This is a genomic window from [Clostridium] aminophilum DSM 10710 (genome assembly GCF_000711825.1).
Lineage (GTDB): Bacteria > Bacillota > Clostridia > Lachnospirales > Lachnospiraceae > Clostridium_R > Clostridium_R aminophilum.
In genome coordinates this window covers 31,781-55,123 of record NZ_JONJ01000013.1, presented here as the reverse complement: position 1 = coordinate 55,123, position 23,343 = coordinate 31,781, and the positions used below count along the sequence as shown (strand labels likewise).

At 53.6% G+C, this 23,343-nt stretch carries 20 protein-coding genes; 1 reads left to right on the top strand and 19 read right to left on the bottom strand.

The window, feature by feature from the left end:
- Positions 1 to 22: 22 nt before the first annotated feature.
- The 18 genes from BR86_RS0110310 to BR86_RS0110220 all read right to left on the bottom strand — a co-directional run bounded on the left by BR86_RS0110310 (position 23) and on the right by BR86_RS0110220 (position 20,842).
- Positions 23 to 1,219: a ribose-phosphate pyrophosphokinase gene (locus BR86_RS0110310; protein WP_330372134.1), complete on the bottom strand. Its 1,197-nt coding sequence runs from the start codon at positions 1,217 to 1,219 to the stop codon at positions 23 to 25.
- Positions 1,220 to 1,316: 97 nt separating this feature from the next.
- On the bottom strand, positions 1,317 to 2,321 hold the full coding sequence (locus tag BR86_RS0110305) for an ATP-binding protein (RefSeq protein WP_031473652.1): 1,005 nt from the start codon (positions 2,319 to 2,321) through the stop codon (positions 1,317 to 1,319).
- A 46-nt stretch (positions 2,322 to 2,367) separates the two neighbouring features.
- On the bottom strand, positions 2,368 to 3,417 hold the full coding sequence (locus tag BR86_RS0110300) for a DnaD domain protein (protein ID WP_031473650.1): 1,050 nt from the start codon (positions 3,415 to 3,417) through the stop codon (positions 2,368 to 2,370).
- 367 nt (positions 3,418 to 3,784) lie between these two features.
- Entirely contained in the window at positions 3,785 to 5,161 is a 1,377-nt protein-coding gene (gene murC, locus BR86_RS0110295) for a UDP-N-acetylmuramate--L-alanine ligase (protein WP_031473648.1), read from the bottom strand.
- A 448-nt stretch (positions 5,162 to 5,609) separates the two neighbouring features.
- The gene (locus BR86_RS0110290; protein WP_075034479.1) at positions 5,610 to 6,854 is read right to left on the bottom strand and encodes a cytidylate kinase-like family protein; all 1,245 of its coding nucleotides are present in this window, start codon (positions 6,852 to 6,854) and stop codon (positions 5,610 to 5,612) included.
- A gap of 14 nt (positions 6,855 to 6,868) precedes the next feature.
- The gene (locus tag BR86_RS0110285; RefSeq protein WP_031473644.1) at positions 6,869 to 8,215 is read right to left on the bottom strand and encodes a sodium:proton antiporter; all 1,347 of its coding nucleotides are present in this window, start codon (positions 8,213 to 8,215) and stop codon (positions 6,869 to 6,871) included.
- Positions 8,216 to 8,644: 429 nt separating this feature from the next.
- Positions 8,645 to 9,142, bottom strand: coding sequence for a gamma carbonic anhydrase family protein (locus BR86_RS0110280; protein WP_031473642.1), 498 nt, complete (start codon positions 9,140 to 9,142; stop codon positions 8,645 to 8,647).
- A gap of 332 nt (positions 9,143 to 9,474) precedes the next feature.
- On the bottom strand, positions 9,475 to 10,755 hold the full coding sequence (locus BR86_RS0110275; protein WP_031473640.1) for a DUF1576 domain-containing protein: 1,281 nt from the start codon (positions 10,753 to 10,755) through the stop codon (positions 9,475 to 9,477).
- 57 nt (positions 10,756 to 10,812) lie between these two features.
- Positions 10,813 to 11,343 carry a shikimate kinase gene (locus BR86_RS0110270; protein ID WP_031473638.1) on the bottom strand — a complete coding sequence of 177 codons (531 nt, stop codon included), beginning with the start codon at positions 11,341 to 11,343 and terminating at the stop codon, positions 10,813 to 10,815.
- Positions 11,310 to 11,951, bottom strand: a complete 642-nt coding sequence (locus BR86_RS0110265; protein WP_031473636.1) for a flavin reductase family protein — start codon at positions 11,949 to 11,951, stop codon at positions 11,310 to 11,312. The genes BR86_RS0110270 and BR86_RS0110265 overlap by 34 nt, the downstream gene beginning before the upstream one ends.
- Positions 11,952 to 11,955: 4 nt before the next feature.
- The gene (locus BR86_RS0110260) at positions 11,956 to 12,228 is read right to left on the bottom strand and encodes a type II toxin-antitoxin system HicB family antitoxin (protein WP_031473634.1); all 273 of its coding nucleotides are present in this window, start codon (positions 12,226 to 12,228) and stop codon (positions 11,956 to 11,958) included.
- A gap of 115 nt (positions 12,229 to 12,343) precedes the next feature.
- Positions 12,344 to 14,011, bottom strand: coding sequence for a putative manganese-dependent inorganic diphosphatase (locus BR86_RS0110255; protein ID WP_330372133.1), 1,668 nt, complete (start codon positions 14,009 to 14,011; stop codon positions 12,344 to 12,346).
- Positions 14,012 to 14,076: 65 nt separating this feature from the next.
- Entirely contained in the window at positions 14,077 to 15,057 is a 981-nt protein-coding gene (locus BR86_RS0110250) for an ROK family glucokinase (protein WP_051684739.1), read from the bottom strand.
- A 109-nt stretch (positions 15,058 to 15,166) separates the two neighbouring features.
- Complete coding sequence (gene tkt / locus BR86_RS0110245) at positions 15,167 to 17,149, bottom strand: transketolase (RefSeq protein WP_031473628.1); 1,983 nt, start codon at positions 17,147 to 17,149, stop codon at positions 15,167 to 15,169.
- Positions 17,150 to 17,191: 42 nt separating this feature from the next.
- Positions 17,192 to 18,460, bottom strand: coding sequence for a DUF5711 family protein (locus tag BR86_RS0110240; protein ID WP_031473626.1), 1,269 nt, complete (start codon positions 18,458 to 18,460; stop codon positions 17,192 to 17,194).
- Positions 18,461 to 18,519: 59 nt separating this feature from the next.
- The gene (locus BR86_RS0110235; protein ID WP_031473624.1) at positions 18,520 to 19,617 is read right to left on the bottom strand and encodes a hypothetical protein; all 1,098 of its coding nucleotides are present in this window, start codon (positions 19,615 to 19,617) and stop codon (positions 18,520 to 18,522) included.
- Between the two features lie 135 nt (positions 19,618 to 19,752).
- On the bottom strand, positions 19,753 to 20,019 hold the full coding sequence (locus BR86_RS0110230) for a hypothetical protein (RefSeq protein ID WP_031473622.1): 267 nt from the start codon (positions 20,017 to 20,019) through the stop codon (positions 19,753 to 19,755).
- A gap of 124 nt (positions 20,020 to 20,143) precedes the next feature.
- Positions 20,144 to 20,842 (bottom strand): 5'-methylthioadenosine/adenosylhomocysteine nucleosidase, encoded by a 699-nt coding sequence (locus tag BR86_RS0110220; RefSeq protein WP_031473620.1) that lies wholly within the window; start codon positions 20,840 to 20,842, stop codon positions 20,144 to 20,146.
- A 514-nt stretch (positions 20,843 to 21,356) separates the two neighbouring features.
- Between BR86_RS0110220 and BR86_RS0110215 the strand changes: the two genes are divergently transcribed.
- Positions 21,357 to 22,430: an undecaprenyldiphospho-muramoylpentapeptide beta-N-acetylglucosaminyltransferase gene (locus tag BR86_RS0110215; RefSeq protein WP_031473618.1), complete on the top strand. Its 1,074-nt coding sequence runs from the start codon at positions 21,357 to 21,359 to the stop codon at positions 22,428 to 22,430.
- 81 nt (positions 22,431 to 22,511) lie between these two features.
- On the opposite strand, the gene BR86_RS0110210 is transcribed toward BR86_RS0110215, so the two are convergent.
- A complete protein-coding gene (locus BR86_RS0110210) occupies positions 22,512 to 23,282 on the bottom strand; it encodes a zinc ribbon domain-containing protein (protein ID WP_031473616.1) in 771 nt (256 codons plus the stop codon).
- Between the last annotated feature and the right edge of the window lie 61 nt (positions 23,283 to 23,343).

Sequence of the window (23,343 nt, the reverse complement as noted above, 5' to 3'; positions counted from 1 at the left end):
CTCTGACTCCGATATCGAACGATCAGCCCTTCTGCTCTTCTCTGTACTTTTCAACCGCGCGGTGGATACGGTCTACCGGGCTGAGGAGGCTGGACAGCGAATCATCATGGTTCAGGCTGTCGATGATCAGGGCGATGTATTTGCTCATCTCAACGCTTGTATACCACGGTCTGTCCAGAAGTTCCGGAGTCTGGTATACCAGATTGGTGGTGAGAACGCGGTCGATCAGACCGTTGGAGTAATATTCGTCAAATTTCGCAAGACCGCTGGTGAACAGACCGAACGTCGCACAGCAGAATACCTTTCTTGCCTTGCGTCTCTTCAGTTCCTTTGCGACATCCAGCATACTCTCGCCGGAAGAGATCATGTCGTCGATGATGATGACATCTTTTCCCTCCACGCTTGTGCCGAGGAAATCATGCGCAACGATAGGATTTCTGCCGTCCACAACCTGAGAGTAGTCGCGGCGCTTGTAGAACATGCCGAGATCCAGACCGAGAACGTTGGCAAAGAATACTGCTCTCTTCATACCGCCCTCATCCGGGCTGATGACCATCATGTGATCGGCATCAATCTGAAGATCCTTCTCGTGGAGCAGCAGATGCTTGATGAACTGGTAGCTCGGCTGAACCGTCTCAAAACCCTTTCTCGGGATCGCATTCTGGACACGCGGATCGTGTGCATCAAAGGTAATGATGTTCTCCACGCCCATCGCGGTCAGCTCCTGAAGTGCGGTTGCGCAGTCCAGAGACTCTCTTCCGTCTCTCTTGTGCTGGCGTCCCTCATACAGGAACGGCATGATAACGTTCAGACGTCTTGCCTTTCCGTTTGCTGCCGCAATCACTCTCTTCAGGTTCTGGAAATGGTCATCCGGAGACATATGGTTGACCTGTCCCGCCATGGAATATGTAATATTGTAGTTGGTTACGTCCACGATCAGATAGAGATCGTCACCGCGAACGGATTCATTTAACTGTCCCTTCGCCTCACCGGAGCCGAATCTCGGTGTGGACGCGCTGACAAGATAAGAATCCTTCTCATACTCCGCAAACGGCTGAGTATCCTTGTGCTCGTTTTCTCTCTCTTTTCTCCACTGAACCAGATAGCGGTCCACGTTCCGTCCGAGCTCTCTGCATCCGTCCAGCGCAATCAGGCCGAGCGGCGCGACCGGGATGGTCTCAATCTTCTTCTCACTGTGTCCGATGATTTCTTTTGCCATATCCTATCCTCCAAATTTCTCCCGGAACCTGCGGAGAAATTTTTCATATATAAATTGTACTCAACGTTATAGACATTACACGAAATGCCGTACACAGTCAAGATTTTCTGCGGTTTTCTGCCATTCTCCTGCGGATCCGGATATCCTCTCCGAAAAACGGGATAATCTGGTAGGCACTGATGATCCGGCTCATCACCCGCTCCGTAAAGACATCGCGCATCTCATTGACCGGAAGATTGGTCGAAATGATGGTGCCGTTTGCCCGGTTCAGCCGCTCATTGATGACCGTGAACAGCTGGGAGACCGTAAAGGTGTTGATCATCTCCGTGCCCAGATCATCGATGATCAGAAGATCGCACTCCATCAGGTATTCCGCGCGGCTTCTCAGATCCTCGTCGTCATCGTAGGAGAAACGGTCCCTCGAGAAAATGTCGAACATCTGCGATGCCGGAAGGTAGACGACGCTGTGATAGCGCTCGATCAGCTCCCGCGCAATGCAGTTGGAAAGAAAGGTCTTTCCGAGACCGGTCTTTCCGGTAAAGAGAAGATTTCCCTTCCTGGTCCTGAAATCCTCGATATACTCCTGGCAGATCCGCACGGTCCGCGCCATATTCTCCCGGGCCGTCATGCCGCTGCGCGGATCCTTTTTTTCATCGTCAAACCAGTCATAGCTGAAGGTCGAAAAGTTTTCCTTCTCCAGAACCGTGCGGATATTCGACTGCTCATAGAGAAGGTTGATTTCCTGCTCCCGGAAACAGTGACATTTCCGGTTGTCAATATATCCCGTATCCCTGCAGTCCGGGCAGTGGTAGCGCGGTTCCAGATAATCGGCCGGATACCCGTGGCTTTTCAGCAGAACCTCTTTCTGTTCCTTCAGATCGGCAATCTGCGCGCGGAGCTTTGTCACCGCGTTCTGATCTCCGGCAAGCAGCTTTCTCGCTGCAGCCGCCGCACAGCTGCTCACCTCGTCATTCATCTGCGGAATGGCCGGAATCTTCTCCGCGATCTCCGCCTTCCGCGCATTCAGGTCATGCCTGGATTTCAGCTGACGCTGACTGTAGATGCGCATAATTGCCTCATACTGTGCATTACTGAGCCCCATGGTCTCCTCCTTCTGTCACCGTTTTCCCGCCGGGCGGTCTTCCCGTTCAGTCTTTTTTCCCTGTGTCTCCGGCCGGGTCCATCAGTTCCCACACCAGATCTTCATAGTCATATCCGTGCGATTCAAAATTATCAAACCGGGTCCGCGCCCTGCCGTGCGCATTTTTATCCGTCCCGGCTTTTCCGTCCGTCCCCTTGCCCTTCAGGTTTTCCTGCGCGGCCCGCACCTCATCCTGCGCTCTCACATCATCCAGCGTCTTAACACCGCTTCCGCGCCAGATTTTCAGAATCCCGTCCGCATAGGTAAAACTCGGCTTATGAATCCGCGCGATCGTGCGGTCACAGGCTTCCAGCACCACATCCAGTGAAAAGCCGTATTCGCCGAGCCACCGGTCGATAAACTGCTTTTCCGCCGTGGCCGGTCTCCGGTCATTGAGGCCGAATGCCTTCATGACCGCAAACATCCCCTTGGAATAATTTGCGGAATAGTTTTCCGCCTCCGCCCTTGTGCGGAATCCCCGGTCATTCCAGTCAAGCGCAATCTTTTCGGCGTAGCGCATACTGCTGTGCCCCGACTGCGCGCAGTATTCCATCAGATACTCCAGCACCTCCGCCGGGATTCCGATATTCTGATAGAGATTCGCAAAGATCATGTGGTCGGTGTGACTGAAGGTCTTCTTCAGATACCGCTGCGCCACGTAGAGAAGATCCTGATATTCCTGATCGCCGACAAGCTTTGTCATGTCCGGCTGTTTCTTTGCCGCCCCGGCCCGGTTCTGTCCTGCTGCCGTATCCGGTTCCGGCGTTTCTTCTGCCGGCTCTTTTGCGCGCACCGTCTCTTCCCTTGGTCCGGCGGATTCGCTCTCCCACGGACAGAGTATACCTTCCTTTACCCAGTATGCCGCCGCTCTCCGGACATCCGCCTCGGTACATTCCAGTGCATCCGCCACCGATGCACAGGTCACATCCTCACCTTCATGGCGGAGAAGATACAGATATACCTTCACAAAATTGCCGTCCGCCCCGGCCATACACTCATCAATAAAACGGTTGGACACCACGGTCACGCCCGCCGATAACTGATCGGAAAATTTCACGTTCTTCTCCTCACTGTTTTCTCTTATGTCTTGTGTCTTATTTTAACACACCGCCCTGAAAACCGAAAGAACACGGAGTTTCTCCTTATCCACCGTGGAAAACTTTCATTCACCCGGTTTTCTGGATCATCCACCCGGTTATTCACATATTTACCCACATTTTGCACATCATAATTTTCATTATCCACCATTTATCCACAAAAAATGTGGATAAATCTCTTTCTCTCGGGGATATTGTCTCTGTCTGACTTTTCTGAATTGAGGCTTATATACAGAAAATCCACCGGATTTTCTCCATAATTGTTGAAAACTCGGTGGATAATGTGGATAAATTTGCTTTCCGTTACCGGGGATCCGTCACGGCATCTTATTTCAGAAGATCCTCTCCCACTTTCACGATGTCGCCGGCGCCCATGGTGATCAAAATGTCTCCCGGACGGCAATTTTCACGAACAAAAGACTCAATTTCCGGGAAAGTCGGAAGGTACCAGGCCTCTTTACCCATCTTCTTCAGCCGCTGTACAATGTCATCGGAGCTGACGCCGTAGGTATTCGTCTCTCTCGCCGCATAAATGTCCGCCAGAATGACGCGATCCGCCAGGGAAAGCGCTTTTGCGAAGTCATCCAGAAACGCCGCAGTTCTGGAATAGGTGTGCGGCTGGAATGCGCACCAGACGATCCCATGAGGATAATTCTTCGCCGCCCGAAGCGTCGCCTCGATCTCCTGCGGGTGATGCGCATAGTCGTCGATGATGGTCACGCCGTCCAGCACACCCTTTTTCTCAAAACGGCGGTGTGTGCCGGAAAAGCGCTCCAGCGCCTTCGTCACGGCGCTCATCGGAATCGCATAATTCTGTGCCGCCGCGATCGCCGCCAGCGCGTTCAGGACATTGTGCTCGCCGGCCACGCCGAGACGGATCCGCTCTTTCTTCTCACCCTTCACATACAGGTCAAACGACGCCCGGCCGAATTCATCGTAGGATATGTCGCCGGCGGAATAGTCAAAGCTCCGGTCATGTCCGAAGGTAATCACCTTCACTTTCGCATCCCCGATGATCTCGCTCCGGTTCTCAATCTCTCCGTTGATGACAACCGTGCCGCCCTCGGCGACATTGCCCACAAAGCGGCGGAACGAATGACGGATGTCCGCCAGATCCTTGAAAAAGTCCAGATGATCTTCCTGCACGTTCAGAATCACCGCCAGCGTCGGGAAGAAGGACAGGAAGCTGTTCGTATATTCGCACGCCTCCATGACAAAGTAGTCCGGACCGCCAACGCGGATGTTGCCGCCAATGGAGTCCAGCATTCCGCCGACCGATACCGTCGGATCGGTCTCCGCCTCCATAAAGATTTCCGTGATCATGGACGTTGTGGTCGTCTTTCCGTGCGTTCCCGCAACGGAGATCGCATTGCGGTAATGCTTCATGATCTGGCCGAGCAGCTGCGCCCTGGTCAGCATCGGAATGCCGCGCTTTTTCGCCTCGGCAAATTCCGGATTCTCCGGATGGATCGCTGCCGTGTAGACAACGACATCGATTCCCTCTGTAATATTTTCCGCAGCCTGTGGATACGCGATCTTCGCGCCCAGGCTCTCCAGATGCTCCGTAATCGGTGAGCGGTGGGAGTCGGAGCCGGTGACACAGAATTTCTCATCAAGCAGAATTTCTGCGAGACCGCTCATGCTGATACCGCCGATTCCGATAAAATGCACATGTGCCGGTTTTTTCAGATCGATCTCAAACATAACGTAAACCTTCTTATTCTTTATTTCTCTTGGTATTCTTGATTTTCCTGTTAATTTTCCTGTTGACTCTCTTGTTGTTTTTCCTGTTGTCTTCTTATTGTATGATCACTCAACAGGCCGGAGTCCCGGCCGGGAAATGAATCCTTTTTCCGTCGCTTACTTTAGCATAGAAATGATGCAAAATCAACGCAGGGAGTATAGAACAAACTCCGCAAGCGGACTTCGGTTCCCCCATCCCCTCAGTCCTGAGGGGAGCCCCGCGGACTTTGCGCGCCGCCGCTGGTTTTCTCGAGCTTAGTGAATTTGCTTACAGCGGCGTGCGCATCCTCGCAGAGCGGCTATATGTCATGGGAAAGTGCAAAGCACTTCCCCATGACATATAGATAAGGCGCCCGGACGGTGTTCCGCCCGGACGCCTCCGACAGAGTCCCTCTGTTCTGACTCTTACTTAATCTTCCTTCGGAAGCGCTGCCTCTGCCGCCTCCTGTGCCGCTCTTCTCTCGGCATCCTTCTGTGCGGTCGCCTCTACCGCGTCCGCATCGGCCTGAAGTGTTGCGCGCTCCGCCTCCGTCTCCGGTTCAAGATGGTGCGGGAACTTGACGCCGTTATATTTCAGCGTCCGGAGGATGAAATCCACCGATCCCTGAATTCCGTAACTTGCGCTGTTCAGGCAGAAATCGTAGTGATTCGCCTGACCCCATTTCAGCCCGGTAAAATATTCATAGTAGGCCGCATGTGCGCGGTCAACCTGCTGAACATACTTCTCGGTGGTCTTCCGGTCCTGATGGTTATACTCCATCATGTTGCGGACACGGCGCTCAAACGGTGCCGTGATGAAAATGCTGATATGCGGAATATTGTTGTTCCGGAGAATGACATCCGCACACCGTCCCATCACCACAAAATCCGATTTCTGGGCCATCTCGCAGATCAGATCGCTCTGGTTGAAGAACAGTGCGTCCTTCTTCGGCAGGCCGTGATACCGGTTCAGTTTTTTGAACCACTCGCGGAAACCGGTCTTCTCCGTGTAGACATCCAGTCCCGGATTCTTGCTCTTGCTTTTCTGCAGCTGAAGACCGACATAATCCGCTTCGTCGGTCAGACCGTCCTGCTCCGCCTCCAGGCGCTTCAGAGTCGCGTTGAAAATCTCCGCATCGTAATAATCGATCTTGAGCTTATCCGCCAGTCCGAAACCGATATAGTTTCCGCCGGAACCGTAGGTACGGCTGATGCAGATGATCAGATGCTGGTTTTCCGCAAACCGGCCGTCGATCGACATCGGATTCAGTCTCGCTCTCCGCTTGTCCAGAATATTCGTTCCGATGGAGGTTCGCTGCATCATGAGAAGCTTCTGCATGATCTCATTGTAGGCGGTCATAATCTCCTTGCGGACCGACTTGTCCCGGATCGTTCTCGCCATGTTTCCGATCAGGACAACCTCGCTTCGAACCAGATGCTCTTCCGGTGTGTCTTCCATCGCGCGGATCATTCTCCGCACACAGCGCTCACGGTCGTCGTTGAATACACGGCCCAGTGAGGAACCGGTTGTCTCGTATACTTTCAGATCCAGATCGTAGATGTGCTCGGCGAGCTCGCGGTACTCCTCGCCGGAGGATTCGGAATCCCCGTCGTCTGTCGCATTTCCCATCGCAGCCGTCTGTTCCGGATCGATCTTTTTATTCTCTTCGCTCATCCCTTCTCCTCCTCTCACAGAAAGAAGATCACGGTATCCAGAAGGAATACCGGAACCAGATATTTTACGGACCATTTCAGATAGCCGAAGAAGGACGGCATCGCGATACCGTTCTCATCCGACATGGACTTGACCATAAAGTTCGGCGCATTTCCGATATAGGTGATCGCGCCCATAAAGACGGCGCCGCAGGAAATCGCCATCAGCATGTTCGCCGGAACAATGCCGAGCGTCGTCATCATGCCCTGTGTAAAATCAAGGGTTCCTGCCGTTGTCAGAAATACCAGATACGTCGGCGTGTTATCCAGAAAACTGGACAGAATTCCGGTTGCCCAGAACATCTGGGCGGGGTGATTCAGGCCCAGCTGCGGTCCGACTTCCTTCAGCAGAAGAAGGGCCGGCTGCATGGTGATGAAGATGCCGATGAAGAGAGTTGCGACCTCCTCGATCGCCCCCCAGGTAAAATGGTTCTTCCGGCGAACTTCCCGGTTCGTTGTGACAAAGGAAAGAAGGGCCGAAATCAGAATGATTACAATCTCGATCACGGAAGCCCACGGGAACACCTTTCCGCCCGGAAGCGGCACACCCGCCGCAGAGCCGTCCGCATTCTGGAACATCGGAAAATTCGACAGCGTTCCGCTCAGAACAACCGCCGCCACGATGGCAAACAGGAAAATGATGTTGTGACCGCCGCCGATTTTCAGCTCCGTGCCCGGTTTTGAGATATCCGGTTTGCGGCCGTCGGCCACATCCGCGCGGTATTCCTTCATATCAATATGGTAGAAGATGAACAGCAGCACTGCCATGTTGAGCAGCATAACCGGAAACAGATGAAGGCTCCAGAAGAAGGATACTCCGTGCATAAAGCCCATCAGCAGCGGCGGATCTCCAACCGGTGTCAGACATCCGCCGATGTTGGAGATCAGGAAAATGAAGAAGACCATGATGTGGGCTCTTCTCCGTCTCCAGGAATTCATCCGGATGACCGGACGGATCATCAGCATACTGGAACCGGTGGTTCCGATGCAGCTGGAAAGAAGCGTTCCGATCGCCAGAAGTCCCACATTGACCGCCGGTGAACCGGCCAGATCTCCGGTAAACGTGATGTTGCCGGATACACAGTACAGGCCGAACAAAAGAACGATAAACGTGACATAGTCATTGAACAGACAGTCAACCGCCGTTTCCAGCGATGCCGCCGGGCCGAAGACCATCGTAAACAGAATCAGTGTCAGCACAGACCAGAATGCGACGACCAGAGCCTTGTGCTCCTCCCACCAATCCGCCTTCATGATCGGAAAAAGGGCAATACAGAGCAGAAGTCCTGCAAACGGAATGCTGAGCCATACCGGTGTTGCCATAAATAACTACCTCCCATGTGATTTCATAGTGATCGCAGTCTGCGGGCGGATGCCGTTTTGGGCATTTCCGCAGCTTCCGCGAAGAACGGGGCTGCGCACCGGAAAGGTGTTTTGTCCCGTTGCTGTCCGGAATCCGGTTCCGGGCACAGAAGTATGTTTTAGCACATTTATACAAAAATGCAATACGTTTTTTGTGATATATGACATTCACAAAAATGGAACTGTCCGCAAAACCGTGCATTTACGCGGTTTTTCCACTATCGTTTCAAAATTAAAAACATGAAAACATAACGTTCTTTTAACAGAAAAACGCATTTCTTTGAGGTATTTCGTATTTTCCTGACGAAATCCGGCAAGACCCACCTTCCGACCGATGATTTTTCTTTCAGGCCCCCGGCATTGTTCCCTGCGGCCGGTGTCCTGTCCCCGTCAGGAATCTCTTCCCGCCTCCTCGGCGAGCATCGCATACTCCTTCCAGTTCTTCTCATTGTATGCAATGTCCTTCTCCGTCATCGTGCGGACGATCTTTGCAGGACGGCCGAACGCCATCGTATTGTCCGGAATGACGGTATTCTTCGTGATCAGCGATCCCGCACCGATCAGACAGTTCTTTCCGATCTTTGCCCCGTTCAGGATGGTGCTTCCCATCCCGATCACGCTGTCATCCCCGACCTCACAGCCGTGAAGAATACTCATATGTCCGACCGACACGCGGTCACCGAGAACAACACTGCACTGCGGATCACCGTGAAGAATGCAGAGATCCTGAATGTTGGTGTTTTCCCCCACCCGGATCGGGCACAGATCCGCGCGGAGGACGGCATTGTACCAGACGCTTGCTCCGTGTCCGAGGGTGATGTCCCCGATCATCTGCGCGCCGTCCGCGATAAAGACACTGGAATCGTTGTTTTTGAATTTCTTAACCATAATACGTCTCCTGTCTTATCCATAATTCGTCATGGATATTGTTATTATAACCTGATTTCCTGTCATGAACCGAAATGCCCCGTAAAGATCCTGTTACAATCCCAAAGGAACCCGAAATTTCCGATGAAACGAGACGAAACTCGCTTCGCGAGTTTCCCTCGTTCTCGCGGCATTTGCCAAGGCCTCGCGCAAGCACAGGCTTTGGTGCGTTGCCTGCGCAAAAAAACGTCTGCCTCCGGACGCGCCGGAAGCAGACGTTTTCTATTCCTGATGCGAGGCGTATGCCACCGCTCATGCTCTCATGCAACATATAAAGCACCGCATCTGCGATCCTACAGCGAAATGCCGCCTCGCGCACGCGCTCTCCGGTCGCGGATCGACTGGATCACCGGCACCATAAAGATGGCCACGATACCGCCGGCAAAACCGTTGTTGTACAGATTCATGCCGTCGTAGAGCGAGCCGATCTGCATTGCCACCGCCGCGTGCAGAAAACCGGCGATGATGCCCGGAATCACACCGAAGGCACCGGCAATCGGTGCAAGGGTGGTGGAAAACAGAAAGGCGAGAAGCGCCGCCGGCGAATCCGCGCTCCAGAATCCGCTGACGCTCGACAGCCACACGCCGAACATCACCGGCACAATGTTCCGGAGATGTTTACCGGTCGCGCTGAATCCGACAATCGTAAAGATTCCGCCGATGGTCGGGCCGTTCAGTTCACCGCCGACCATGATGACCGCTGCCGTCGCAAAGAGACCGTTGATCCCCATGTTCAGCATCACCAGGCTGCCGCCTTCATTTTTCAGAAAGTCGGTTCCGCCCATGCCGGTGGTCTTCAGAACCTTGCGGTACTTGTCGATCACAAGATCGCCGCCGTCGATCAGCGCCACCAGAATCATTCCCAGAAACAGGATCGCCAGAACGCCGAACAGAAGACGGTTATGTCCGTAGGACCAGATCAGCCGGGAATGGGTATTGATCCCGAAGGACTTGAACACCGACACGACGACCGTCGCGACGATACCTGCCGCAAACCCGACGTTGTAGAGGGAATATCCCTGATGTGCGTAATGGACGCTTGTCGCCAGCGGCGGAAGGATGAATCCGATGATGATTCCGACACTGACCGACAGGAGAAACCGCGGCGTGTACGGAAGATCAACCGTATACATGATCTGTGTGATAATGGGCGACAGGCTCGTCCCGTACAGTCCGATATATATATATCGCGACATGTGCGTCTTATGATAGTACGAATACAGGAAGACGCCGAGCAGGATCGCCCAGATATTAATGAGATTCTTGCCGAAGAGCGAGAATCCGAACATCTGACAGCTGGACGTGATCGTATGTCCGTCCTCGCTGAGACCGAGATAGTAACAAAGCCAGATACTCATCAGCATCAGAAGGCCCGCATTCAGAAATGCCGCTCCGATGCCGCCGATCTTGATATAATCGGTAATCAGAAAATCCGGTTCCGTGACAATGCGGAGCATTCCGTTCAGAATCCTCCACGGAGGATCAATCAGAACGCCGATCGTCATAAAATAGACCGGAATCAGAGACAGAATCGAATAGCGCTGTCTCCTCGTGATTTTTCGTTTTTCGTCCACGAACTTCCTTTCCTGGGAGCAGTCTCCCCATTGACTGTACCTCTATGTGGAACGATATTATCGGAGAGAGAATCCTTTCTCTTCCATCATAACCCGGAGCTCCTCGATGACGGCTCCGAGCGTTTTTCCCTGTTCATCAATCGTGATGTCCGCGTATTTCTCAAAATACGGGAGACGCTCATCGTAGAGATCCCTCAGGGTCATTCCCTCTTTCAGCGCCACACCGCGTTCTTTGACATTGCCGACGCGGCGCTTCAGCTCGTCATAGCTCATCTTCAGATAAACCACGATGCCGAGACGCCGGAGATTCTCCATGGCCTCTTTTCCGTAAATCACACTGCCGCCCGGCGCGATGATCGACCGGTCGCAGTCCAGTTCCGCATTCGTGCGGTTTTCGATATCCAGAAAGCCTTCCAGTCCGTCCTCGGCGATGATATCCCGCAGAAGCTTGCCGGCCTTATCCTGAATCACCAGATCGACATCCAGAAAGCGGTATCCCAGTCGTTTTGCCAGAACAACGCCGACGGAACTCTTTCCGGCGGACGGCATCCCGATCAGTGTAATGTTTCTGCCCCGTTTTTCTTCCATTCTATTTTTCCGCCCTTCTTTTTACGGCCGTTTCCTTTTTTCTTTACACTGTAGCCGAAGGTTCCGAGAAGTTTTCCCAATCCGTAATACTCTCCGTGAGAGTACACCGCCGGCTTTGCGGTCTCCAGACAGAGTTTTCCCTTCGCGTCGAGAAGGTCCGGATCCACGTCCACCGCCAGAACATCCGCAAGAAAAAGGTCATGCGATCCCAGCGGGATGACCTCCCGCACCCGGCACTCAATATTGACGGGACTCTCCGCGATCAGCGGAACGGAAACCTTCGCCGCATCCTGGCGGGTCAGCCCGCACTTCTCCCACTTGTCCATATCCCGGCCGGAACGGACGCCGCAGAAATCGGCGGCGCGCACCAGTTTTTCCGTGGTCATATTGACCACAAATTCGCCGGTCTCTTTCAACATATGATAGGAATATCGCCCGGGTCTCACGGAAATGGACAGCATCGGCGGATTGGTGCACACCGTCCCCGTCCATGCAACGGTAAAGAGATTCGACTCCCCGTTCCGGTCCGCGCAGCTCACAATCACTGCCGGCACCGGATAAAGCATGTTGCCGCCTTTCCAGACCAGTTTTTTCTTTTCTTCACCCATAGATTTATTCGCTGTCCGGAAGGAACTTGATCTTGCACATCATCATGTGCACTTCGCTTCCCTCTTCCAGATGAATATCCTCCGGAAGAGTGGACGCCGGGAGTTCTCCGGTCTCATCCAGCTCCAGTTCGATCCAGTTTCTCTCCTGCTCTCGGGCATTGTCGGAAGCCTCCTCATAGGTTCGGCCTTCCGCTGTGCACATTTCGAGATCCGGGAAATACACGCTGTAACTGTTGTCCTCGTGTTTCGTAAATACTGCCGGATATGTAAATGTCATTTCTGCACCTGTCTTTATCAATTCATTTCTTTGGTTTCTACAAAGGCATTTCCGCCGTTATTATACAGCGAAAATGCCCTCTTTTCGTTTTTTTCTTATGTACAAAAATCTGTACTTACTGGCTGAGCGCTGCCGTCAGTGGCGGAATCAGCTGCTTCTTTCTGGACATGACGCCCTTCAGGGAAGCCTCGCCGTTCTTGCACTCGACATGGAATGCCTCGCTCACCGCCTGGTCACAGCCTGCTCCGACGGCCAGAAGAATGGTATTCTCCGTGAGAATGTTGGTGAGCATAAGATACATCATGTCCACTTCCTCGCTCTCACGCGCCTTCTCCATATAAGCCGGCATGCGCTGTCTGAGGTTCTCAAGTTCATCCGTGTTCAGGGATGTGATCTGACCAACGGCAAATGTCTTCGATCCGGCGTTAAACTTCTTGTAGTCCTGATGAAGGATCTGCTCATCGGTCTTGCCGCTCAGCTCGCTTCCCGCAGAGAACATGCGGATGGCCAGCTGCTCCGGATCCTCTCCGGAAATCTTTGCCAGCGCGTCTGCCGCCTTGCGGTCGCAGTCGGTAAAGGTCGGAGAACGGAACAGAAGCGTATCGGAGATGATCGCCGCCAGCATCAGTCCCGCGGTTGTCTTATCGATCTCTACATTGTGATCGGTGTAGATCTGATAGAGAATCGTCGCGGTACAGCCCACCGGCTGATTGCGGAACAGAACCGGAGACATGGTCGCGATATTTCCCAGACGATGATGGTCAATGATGCCGCGAAGGTCCGCATTTTCAATGCCGTCAACCGCCTGCGTGCGCTCATTGTGGTCCACCAGGCAAACCTTCTTGCCCTTCGCGTTCAGGAGAAGACGTCTGGAAAGGAAGCCCATGAAATGGCCTTCGCTGTCGAGAACCGGGAATTCACGGAATCTCTTGTTCGCCATCTCGCTGCGGATATCGTCCGCATACTCTTCCTGCTCAAAGGTGATCAGGCCGTCGGTCTTCATGAAGTGGCTGATCGGCATACTCTGGTTGATCAGCCGCGCTACGGTGTAGGTGTCATACGGAGTGATGATGATCGTGCAGTTCTTTTCCTGCGCGATCTTGCGGATGGTCACGGATACTTCAACGCCGTTGCAGACAACAAGGCAGTCGGCGCCCATCTCGATGGCGCAGAGCTGGGACTCATAGCGGTTTCCGAGGATAACCAGATCATGCTCTTTGATGAACTGCTCCATCACATCCGGATTCGCTGCGGCAACCAGAACCTTTCCCTTATCGAAAAATGCCTGCGGATCGCCGACCACCATGGTTCCCTCCAGGGTCTCGACGATGTTGCTGTACTGTGTCTTCGCCTCAGCCAGAATTCCGCTGTCATAGACATTCATGTAGGAACGGGTGATATCGCCGACGGTGATCAGGCCTTCCAGCTTGTTGTCCGGCGTTACGGCAGCGATGGTCACTTCATTGTTGTCCTGCATGGTTGTCCATGCCTTCTTGAGGGAAATATTCTTGCTCACGCCCGCGGAACAATGGATGTCAATATCGCTGATCTGCGTCTTGACGCTCTCCACAAGGACCGGAGCCGGAACCTTGAAATAGTCCAGCACATAGGATGTCTCCGGGTTAAGCGCGCCGGCGCGTGCCGGGATATATCTCTCTCCGGTGGTCATCTCCTTATATCTGGCATAGCAGATGGCGGAACAGATCGAATCTGTGTCCGGATTCTTATGACCGATTACAATCGTATCATTGTGACTCATTGTCAGTGTTTCTTTCTTCGACATGATAAACCTTTCTGTCTTTGTTCTTTCATTTCGCGGCACGCCCCATTGCCGCCATTTTCGGATATTTACTTCCCGAGAATTGTTCTTCCGTTCCCGAAACCGCCGGCCATTGCCGCCGCGCCATAGATTCCGGCATCATTGCCCAGACGCGCGGTCACGACATCGGCCCGGTATTCCGAGATCGGCGAATACTCCTTATAATACTTCTCTGTCCGTTCCGTGAGATAGCTCCCCGCTGCGGATACGCCTCCGCCGAGGATAAATACCTCCGGATCCACGACCATGGCCGTCAGCGCCAGCGTCCGGCCAAGATACCGCGTCATGATATCCATTGTTTTTTCCGCAATCCGGTCTCCCTCCTTCGCCGCATCCGCGATATCGCGGGCGGTGAGACCGGATCCGAACGTCCGAAGAACCGATTCCGCCTCCGGTTCCGCGCTGAGAAGGCGTTCCGCCTCCCGGACCAGCCCGGTTGCCGAGCAGATCTGCTGTGAACAGCCATAGCCGCCGCAGGTACACGGCTCTTTTTCATCATCTCTCACGCGCATGTGGCCGATCTCTCCGCCGACGCCATGCGCTCCGGTGATCATCTTTCCGTCGATGATCACGCCTGCTCCGAGACCGGTTCCCAGCGTCACCAGGACAATGGATCTGCGGCCTTTTCCGGCACCTTTCCAGGCCTCGCCCAGAGCGGCCGCGTTGGCGTCGTTTCCGATGAAGGCAGGGATGCCGTCCAGAAGTTCTGTAAGCTCCCCGGCGGCATCGAGCCGTCCCCATCCGAGGTTGACCGCCCGCTCGACCGTTCCGTCGGGCAGGACGACTCCGGGAACGCCGACGCCGACACCGATGACATCGGAAGATCCCAGACCGCGCTCCCTCATTTTTGCGAGGAGCGATGCGGCCGCGTCTGCAAGAATACGGCAGCCCCCATCCGTCCGGTCCGTCGGAATGCTCCATTTTTCCAGGAGATTCCCTTCTCCGTCAAACAATCCGATCTTAATTTCCGTCCCGCCGATGTCCATTCCGAATATCCTTTTGTGATCCATGACACACCCCCATTTTGTGCACAGGCAGCCGGTGGAGCTTTCACTCCGCCGGCTGCTGAATATTCCGAAGTTTTCCTGCCCTCAGGCGCTGAACCGGTCCCCGTGTGAATCAGAACAGGGATCTTACGGTCTCAGCGACATGCTCCGCGGTAAAGCCGAACTTCTCGAACAGTACCTTGCCCGGTGCGCTGGCGCCGAAATGATCGATCGTGACGGTCTTTCCGTCCAGACCGACGTAATTGCCCCATCCGAAGGAAGAGAGTGCCTCAACCGCAACTCTTCTGCGAACGGCGTTCGGAAGAACGGACTCTTTGTACTCTGCGCTCTGGCTGTCAAAGAGTTCGGTACACGGCATGGAAACCACGCGGATCTTCTTTCCTTCCGCCTCGAGGATCTTCTTTGCCTCAACAGCACAGCCGACCTCGGAGCCGGAAGCCAGAAGAATTGCATCCGGTGTGCCGGCGCAGTCGTCGATGATGTATCCACCCTTCAGCGCTTCCTTCGAGGAACCCGGCATCGGTGCAAGATTCTGTCTGGACAGAACCAGAGCCGTCGGTGTGGAGGTGGATGTCATCGCGCTGTACCATGCGGCCTGTGTCTCGGTCGCGTCGCACGGACGGAAGACATTCAGGTTCGGCATTGCGCGAAGTCCTGCCAGCTGCTCGATCGGCTCATGAGTCGGTCCGTCTTCGCCGACACCGATGGAATCGTGAGTGTAAACATAGGTCAGCGGCAGGCCCATCAGCGCAGACAGACGCATCATCGGCTTGCAGTAATCGCTGAATACGAAGAAAGTGGAAACATAAGCCTTCAGGCCGCCGTGAAGCATGAGACCGTTTCCGATCGCTGCCATCGCCTGCTCGCGGATACCGAAGTGGATGTTTCTTCCGGCATAATTCTCTTTCGCGAAATCACCGCCGTCCTTCATGTTAGTCTTGTTGGACGGAGCAAGATCCGCGCTTCCTCCGAAGAGGTTCGGAAGCTTTCCGGCCAGAACATTGATCGTCTTTCCGGAGAGACTTCTGGTTGCTTCCGCCTTCTCCTGCTCTGCCCAGAACTCCGCATCATCCCAGAGTTTCTTTGCGTCGTCGGCGTCGTGGTAGCGGTTCCAGAGGGCAGCCATATCCGGATACTGCACGGTGTAAGCCTCGAACATCTTCTTCCACTCATCCTCAGCCTTGGCCTTTTCGGAAGCGATGTCCGCATAATTCTGGTAAACCTCATCCGGAACAAAGAATGCCTCGTCGTACGGCCACTGAAGATTCTCCCGAAGTGCTTTTACGTTCTCCTCGCCCAGCGGCTCCCCGTGTGCGGATGCGGTTCCCTGCTTTGCCGGACAGCCGTAGCCGATCTCGGTGCGGATGGTGATGAAGGACGGTCTTGTGGTGTCGGCTTTCGCCGCCTCGATGGCTGCGCCGATGGCAGTGAGATCATTGCCGTCTTCTACCGTGATGGTCTGGAAACCGAAGGACGCCATTCTCTCCTGAACATTCTCGCGGAATGCCAGATCGGTGCTTCCCTCGATGGAGATCCGGTTGGAATCATAGAGAACGATCAGTTTGGAAAGTCCGAGCGTTCCCGCAAGGGAAAATGCCTCCGAGGAAATACCTTCCATCATGCAGCCGTCTCCGCCCAGAACATATGTGTAATGGTCAACCACCGGAAAGCCTTCCCGGTTGAAGGTAGACGCCAGATGTGCCTCCGCCATCGCCATGCCGACAGCCATCGCCATGCCCTGTCCGAGCGGTCCGGTCGTCGCCTCAACGCCGACGGTATGACCGTATTCCGGATGTCCTGCGGTCTTTGCACCCCACTGACGGAAATTCATCAGATCTTCTTTCGTGAGGCCGTAACCAAACAGGTGAAGGAGCGAATACAGCAGCATGGATCCGTGTCCGCCGGAGAGTACAAAGCGGTCGCGGTTTGCCCATTTCGGATCTGCCGGGTTGTGCTTCATGTGATTTGCCCAGAGCTCATATCCGATCGCCGCGCATCCCAGCGGCAGTCCCGGATGTCCTGAATTCGCCTTCTGAATCGCATCTGCGGACAGAATGCGGATACTGTTGACGGACAGCTCATCAATTCGTTTCATAAGAAAAAACCTCCTGAATGATACATTGACTTTTTATATGCTTTATCGGAGTTTGATCTCTGACACGGTGTTTCCGCCGGTCAGAAGAAGCGTTCCGGGCTTCTTTCCTTTGGTGATCATCGAAACCGGTGTGTCGAAGGTTCCGTCAAACCGGAGCTTTCCGTTGGTTCCGATAATCTCACAGGAATCGGAATTCCGAAGGATGATGTAATCATCCGCGATATCCATTTCCTGCCAGGAACAGGAAATTCCTGTGTCTGCGATTTTCCTGCCGTTTGTATTGAAAATCAGCAGGCGGTTCGGATATTCTCCCGTTCCGTCCGCGGTGATCACTGCCGCATAGCGGTCGGATGCCGCTACTGCCTTGATCTCGTCCTTGACATCCACCATTTGGATCAGTTCCGGGCTGGTCACATTCTCCATCGAGAAAAATGCGATCTGTCCGCCGGCAAAAGCCGCCGCCCGCCGGTCTGAGAAAAACCGGACTCTCGGGCAGAGATGGGAGCCAAACTCATCAAACCCTCCGACCAGTCGGTCCGGATAGGATTTTCCGTATTCCGAAAAGTTGTAGAACACAATCCGGTTTCCCAGCTGTCCGCTGTTTACATGGACATCCGAAATCATCACCTGTGTTCCGTCCGGTGAGAGCGCCGCATCCAGCATATAGCCGTTGCCCGACATCACCGTCTTGATTCCCCAGTCGAGATCACTTCCGTCATTTTTGAAAAATGACACATAACTCGACGTGCTGTCTTCCGTCAGCGCCGCAACCACACCGTAAGCCGAGATGCTGACGCGCATGATCGGAAGAAGTGTCGTCGCCTTGCCGTGATTCTTCGTCGTATCGCAGATATAGATGTCATTTCCCTGCTGATCCGCGATCGCGGCAAAATCGCCGTTCACACTGCAGATCGGCGCCTTCATCTGATAGCTGATGGACCAGACGACATCACCGTTTCCGTCGATATAGGATGCGCCGTCCTTGGTGTACCGGAGCACGTTCGAGCCGAACTTCCGGTATCCGGTATAGCTTCCCTCCGTGGACGGAATCTGTTTGGACCACACCTGCGTATAGCCGCTGTACCTGTGATGGGTTTGATAGTAATGCCATGCCCCCGCCAGTGCGGCGATCACGCAGAGGACAATCAGAACAATCTTCAGACGGCCGAACTTCCGCCGCCCGCGCGCAGGCCTGAAAGGTTTTTCTTCAGCCTCTTCTCCGGTGTCCAATTCCGGATCTTCGCTGACGATCATATTGCGCCGGAGCCGCTGTTTCTGCTCCTCGCGCTGATATGGATTCATATCGCTCATATGGTTTTCCGCCTCGCACACAAAGGGCAGGGGACCCGAAAATCCCCTGCTTCCCTGCATCATTTCTTCTCGGTTCGTGCCAGATACTTTTCTCTGGCTTCATTGATATTCGCAGCCTCTCCGCCCGCGATCAGCTCGCGAAGCGCCTCCAGCCGCTGCTTCGTCATAAACTCTCTGCCGACATAGCTCTCATACCGCTCTGCCATAGAGATCTTTTTGTCTTTTACAACCTGTCGGGTGTAATCCAGCTGACCTTCCGTCTCCGTGAGTTCTGCCGTGAGCCGATCGATCTTTTCCTTTGTCCCGCCCGCGATCTCATCGGTGATAATCGTGCGGGTAACCGACTCAAAGGTATTCAGCGCGGATTTCTTCTTCTCCAGCGTGTCCGCCAGATCCTGTTCCAGGCGGGCGATCTCGTCATCGTATTTTTCCAGATCGTAGACGGTATCGTCGCCCTCTTTCCGGATCGAAGACGCGATGACGGCAATCTTCTTCTGGTTGGAGCGGATCATTCCCCGAACCTTCAGTGCCTCTTTCAGCGCGTTCATGTGACGGTTTTTGGTCATATTGCCAATCAGAACATAGAGGCCGCCGAACACGACCACCGCCGCAAAATAAATACCGACGAGATAGACCGTCTTCTGTTCCGGAAGCGCGAGATAATATACCCCGATCGGAACCGCCGCGAAGAGGATCAGGAGAAATGCCAGAATCGTCACGAAATCGCCAAACGACTGCGGGAAATACAATGCGTTGTAAAGCCCGGTCCGGCAGATCACCGGAACACGGTCGGAGCGGTAAATATCCCTCAGCTTTCCTTCCAGTTCCTTATTATTCTCCCGGAGTTCTTCCGTATCTTCTGCGATCCGGTCCCGGATCCCCTGATTTCTGGCTTTTTCCCTGCGGGCTCTCGCCTTTTTCAGAAGCGACTGGATCTTCTCTGCCTCTGTGTCATAGCTCTCTTCCAATTCCGCTCTTCGTTTCTGAACAGTGGTATCGATTGCGGAAGCCGTCGCCTTTTTCTCGCCGACCAGCTCCTTTTCCAATGCTTCCACCTTGGTCTGCAGTTCTTCCTCCTTACGGGAAAACTGCGCCGTTTCCTCCAGCGCCTGCTCCGCCTCTTTCAGAAACGCCTCGAAATCAATGTTCTGTGCCATCAGACTCCTCCTGTTAAACTAACGAGGAATAGTGCTACTGTACCATATTTCATATACCTTGTCACTGCAAATCCTGCGCTTTTGGCATGACTTTCGGCATGAAATCATACTCAACGCCTGTGCGCCGCGGTCACCTTACTCTTCCAGGACCTGTATCTCCAGATAATCGAACTCCAGCGGCTCGATAAAATTGTCCTGCGTAAACCGGGCTTTGTCATGATACTTAAACTCCTGGATCGTCTTTTCCAGCCAGATCGGGTTCGCCAGATCAAACTCACGACAGATCTGATCGACGCCGTCCAGTACCATCTGCGTGCGGGATTTGGAATAATCGATGGTCCGGTACTCCGTATCCCGCTCCAGACGGTTGTCCTTCATTATTTTTCCCCAGAGACGAAACATCTGTGCCTCTTTCTCAACTGATCGGTTTCACGGTTTTCGAAAAATCCGGTCCGCCGGAAGACTTCGCTCCCTCCGGCTTCCCGTTTTCCGGAATGTCCGTGAATGACTGACTTTCCTATCCGCATCAGCCCTCGTAAGCTGCGGTCATCGCAATCATAAGCTTTGCGGAATTCTCGATTGCCTGCTTCTCAAACGTGTCATAGTCGATTCCCGCGGTATCGTCGGCATTGTCCGAAATTGCGCGGATTACCAGATACGGGATCTTGTTCAGGTATGCGACCTGACCGATCGCAGCTCCTTCCATCTCTGTGCAGAAGCCCTCAAAGATGTTTGCAATGGTATCCTTCTTGGTCTGCTCGGAGACAAACTGGTCTCCGCTGACAACCCGGCCGCGGAATACACTGATTTGCGGATTGACCTCCCTGCAGCATTTTTCCGCCAGATCAATCAGCTTCTCATCCGCCGGGAAAGAGAGCGTGTCCAGTCTCGGGATCTGACCGTAGGAATATCCGAATCCGCTGGCATCCATATCATGCTGAACGGTATCCGTCGACAGAACAATATCACCGATCTTGATATCGCTCCGCAGAGAACCTGCGATACCGGTATTGATCACGGCGTCCACGCCGAAATGGTCAATCAGGATCTGCGTGCAGATTCCGGCATTTACCTTGCCGATTCCGGAGCGGACCGTCACGACATCCTTTCCTTCGAGAATTCCCTTGTGGAACTCCATTCCGGCAATCTTCTCAATTGTGGTTTCTGTCATGTGTTCCTTTATTTTTGCGACCTCTTCGTCCATCGCACCGATAATTCCGAGCATAAGCCCTCCTTTTCGCTGTGTTCTTTTGCTGTGCTGTTTCTCTTTTTCTGTGTTATATGAGTTCTGCAGTTTTGACATGCTGCATCTTCCAATGATGTGTTTGCATCCTCTTATCTCAGGATACACTTGAAAAAATTATAGATGATTTTCGGATGCTTTACAATATTTACTCAAGAATCGACAATGCGGAAGTCCGGCTTCCGAACGGCCCCGGAAGCCGAATCTTCCATCCGCTTCCAAAAAGGAGTATACTTACGGCAGAACAAAGTCCCCAAGCGGACTTCTGCTTCCCCATCCCCCCTCAATCCTGAGGGGAGCGCCGCGGACTTTGCACGCCGCCGCAGAATGGAATGTGTCACTTTACAGTGTCACATTCCATTCTGCGGCACACGCATCCTCGCGGAGCGTTTTTTGTTATAAGAATTTCGAGGAATTTTCCTATAACTCAAAGATCAAATTCTCACAGGAGGAAAAAGGATGCTCCCGTTTCCGGCGCATCCTGCAGGATCATCTTATGAAAAAAATCGTTCTGACCGGCGGCGGAACCGCCGGGCATGTCACTCCGAACCTTGCGCTTCTTCCGTCCCTGAAGGCGGACGGCTTTGAAGTGCGCTATATCGGTTCCTACAACGGCATGGAGAAAAAACTCATCACCGCGGCGGAAGTTCCGTATGACGGCATTTCCTCCGGAAAACTCCGCCGGTACTTTGACCTCAAGAATTTTTCCGACCCGTTCCGCGTGCTGAAAGGTTTCGCGGAGGCGCATCATATCCTGCGCAAATACCGTCCGGACATCGTCTTCTCCAAGGGCGGTTTCGTCGCGGTTCCGGTAGTTCTGGCCGCGCACCAGCTGAAAATTCCGGTGATCATCCACGAGTCGGATATGACGCCGGGGCTGGCCAATAAGATCTGTATTCCGTCCGCTGACCGGGTCTGCTGCAATTTCCCGGAGACTCTGCAGTATCTCCCCGAAGACAAGGCCGTCCTCTCCGGCTCTCCGATCCGGGCGGATCTTCTGACCGGTGATCGCGAAACCGGACTCAAATACGCGAAACTCTACGACACCCGCCCGGTGATCCTCGTCATCGGCGGAAGCCTCGGCTCGGTTGTGGTCAATAACGCCGTCCGCGCCGCGCTGCCGACCCTCCTCGAGACCTTCCAGGTAATTCATATCTGCGGAAAAGGAAACCTCGACGAGAGCCTCATCGGCACACACGGCTATGTCCAGTATGAGTATGTGGACACTCCGCTCCGCCACCTCTTTGCGGCGGCAGACCTTGTAATCTCCCGCGCCGGCGCGAACTCAATCTGCGAGCTTCTGGCGCTCCGCAAACCGAACATTCTGATCCCGCTCTCCGCCAAGGCAAGCCGCGGTGACCAGATTCTGAATGCCCGGTCCTTTGCAAAACAGGGCTATTCCGCGCTTCTCGAAGAGGAAGTTCTTACCACGGATACGCTGCTTGCCGCGGTCAATGACACCTTCCGCAAGCGCGCCGAGTACATCTCCGCGATGCGCCAGAGCCATCAGGGCAATGCCGTTGAAACCATCATGGGCCTCATCCGCGAACTGACCAAAGACGCGGAATAACCACACAACATGCAAAAAGCGAATTCCCGACATCCGACAGGACGTCCCGGAATTCGCTTTTTTGAATGGAAACTGCTCCGATCATTGTTCTCTTTTTTTGTATAAAACCACTTCCGGATTCCGGCAGTCGGCCTCATATGCTGAAATCAGGATAAAATCCCGGCTGCAGGCCACACCGAAATACTTTTTTTCATCGGTCAGCGATTGCAGCTGATTTCCAAGATAGGTCTTCTCGTCATCCAGATATTTCACCGCAGCACCGTTTGGAAGCCGGTACTCCAGATTCACAAACTTTCCCACCAATGCATTCAGCTTTTCCAGCTTCGGCAGTCCCGGAATCGAAAGGGCATTGATCTCTCCGATCAGTGTCTTCTTGAAAACCTCCATTTCGCCGTGATCGCCCAGCTCTTCCTGCCGTTTCCAATAATCCAGTTTCGGCAGCGTTTCCTTCAGATATGCTCTGGCCTGATCCTCATCCAATCCCTCTCCCGTCATATTCGGTATACAGATTTCAATCAGATCATCCATATTGCTGTAGGTGTAGGATCCGTCCGCATAGCACCATTTGCAGTAATCCTCATTCATCGATCCGTCCTTATTCCGGCCGATGAATTCATCCTCCAGCGGCATTCCGCAGCACTGGCAGACGAGCTTCCGGGGCGATCCCAGCAGTGTATTGATGGATACCTGATACAGATTCGACAGAAGTTTCAGTGTCTCCGTATTCGGCACGGTATCGCCATGTTCCCATCGGGATACCGCCTGTCGGGTCACGAATACCTTCTCTGCCAGTTCATCCTGAGACAGCCGGTTTCTGGTTCTGAGCTCATATAAGACTTCCTTCGTGTTCATGTTCCTTCCTCCTTTTTCCTGATTGTAATATAAAAAGGACGGATTAACACGCAACGTGCTG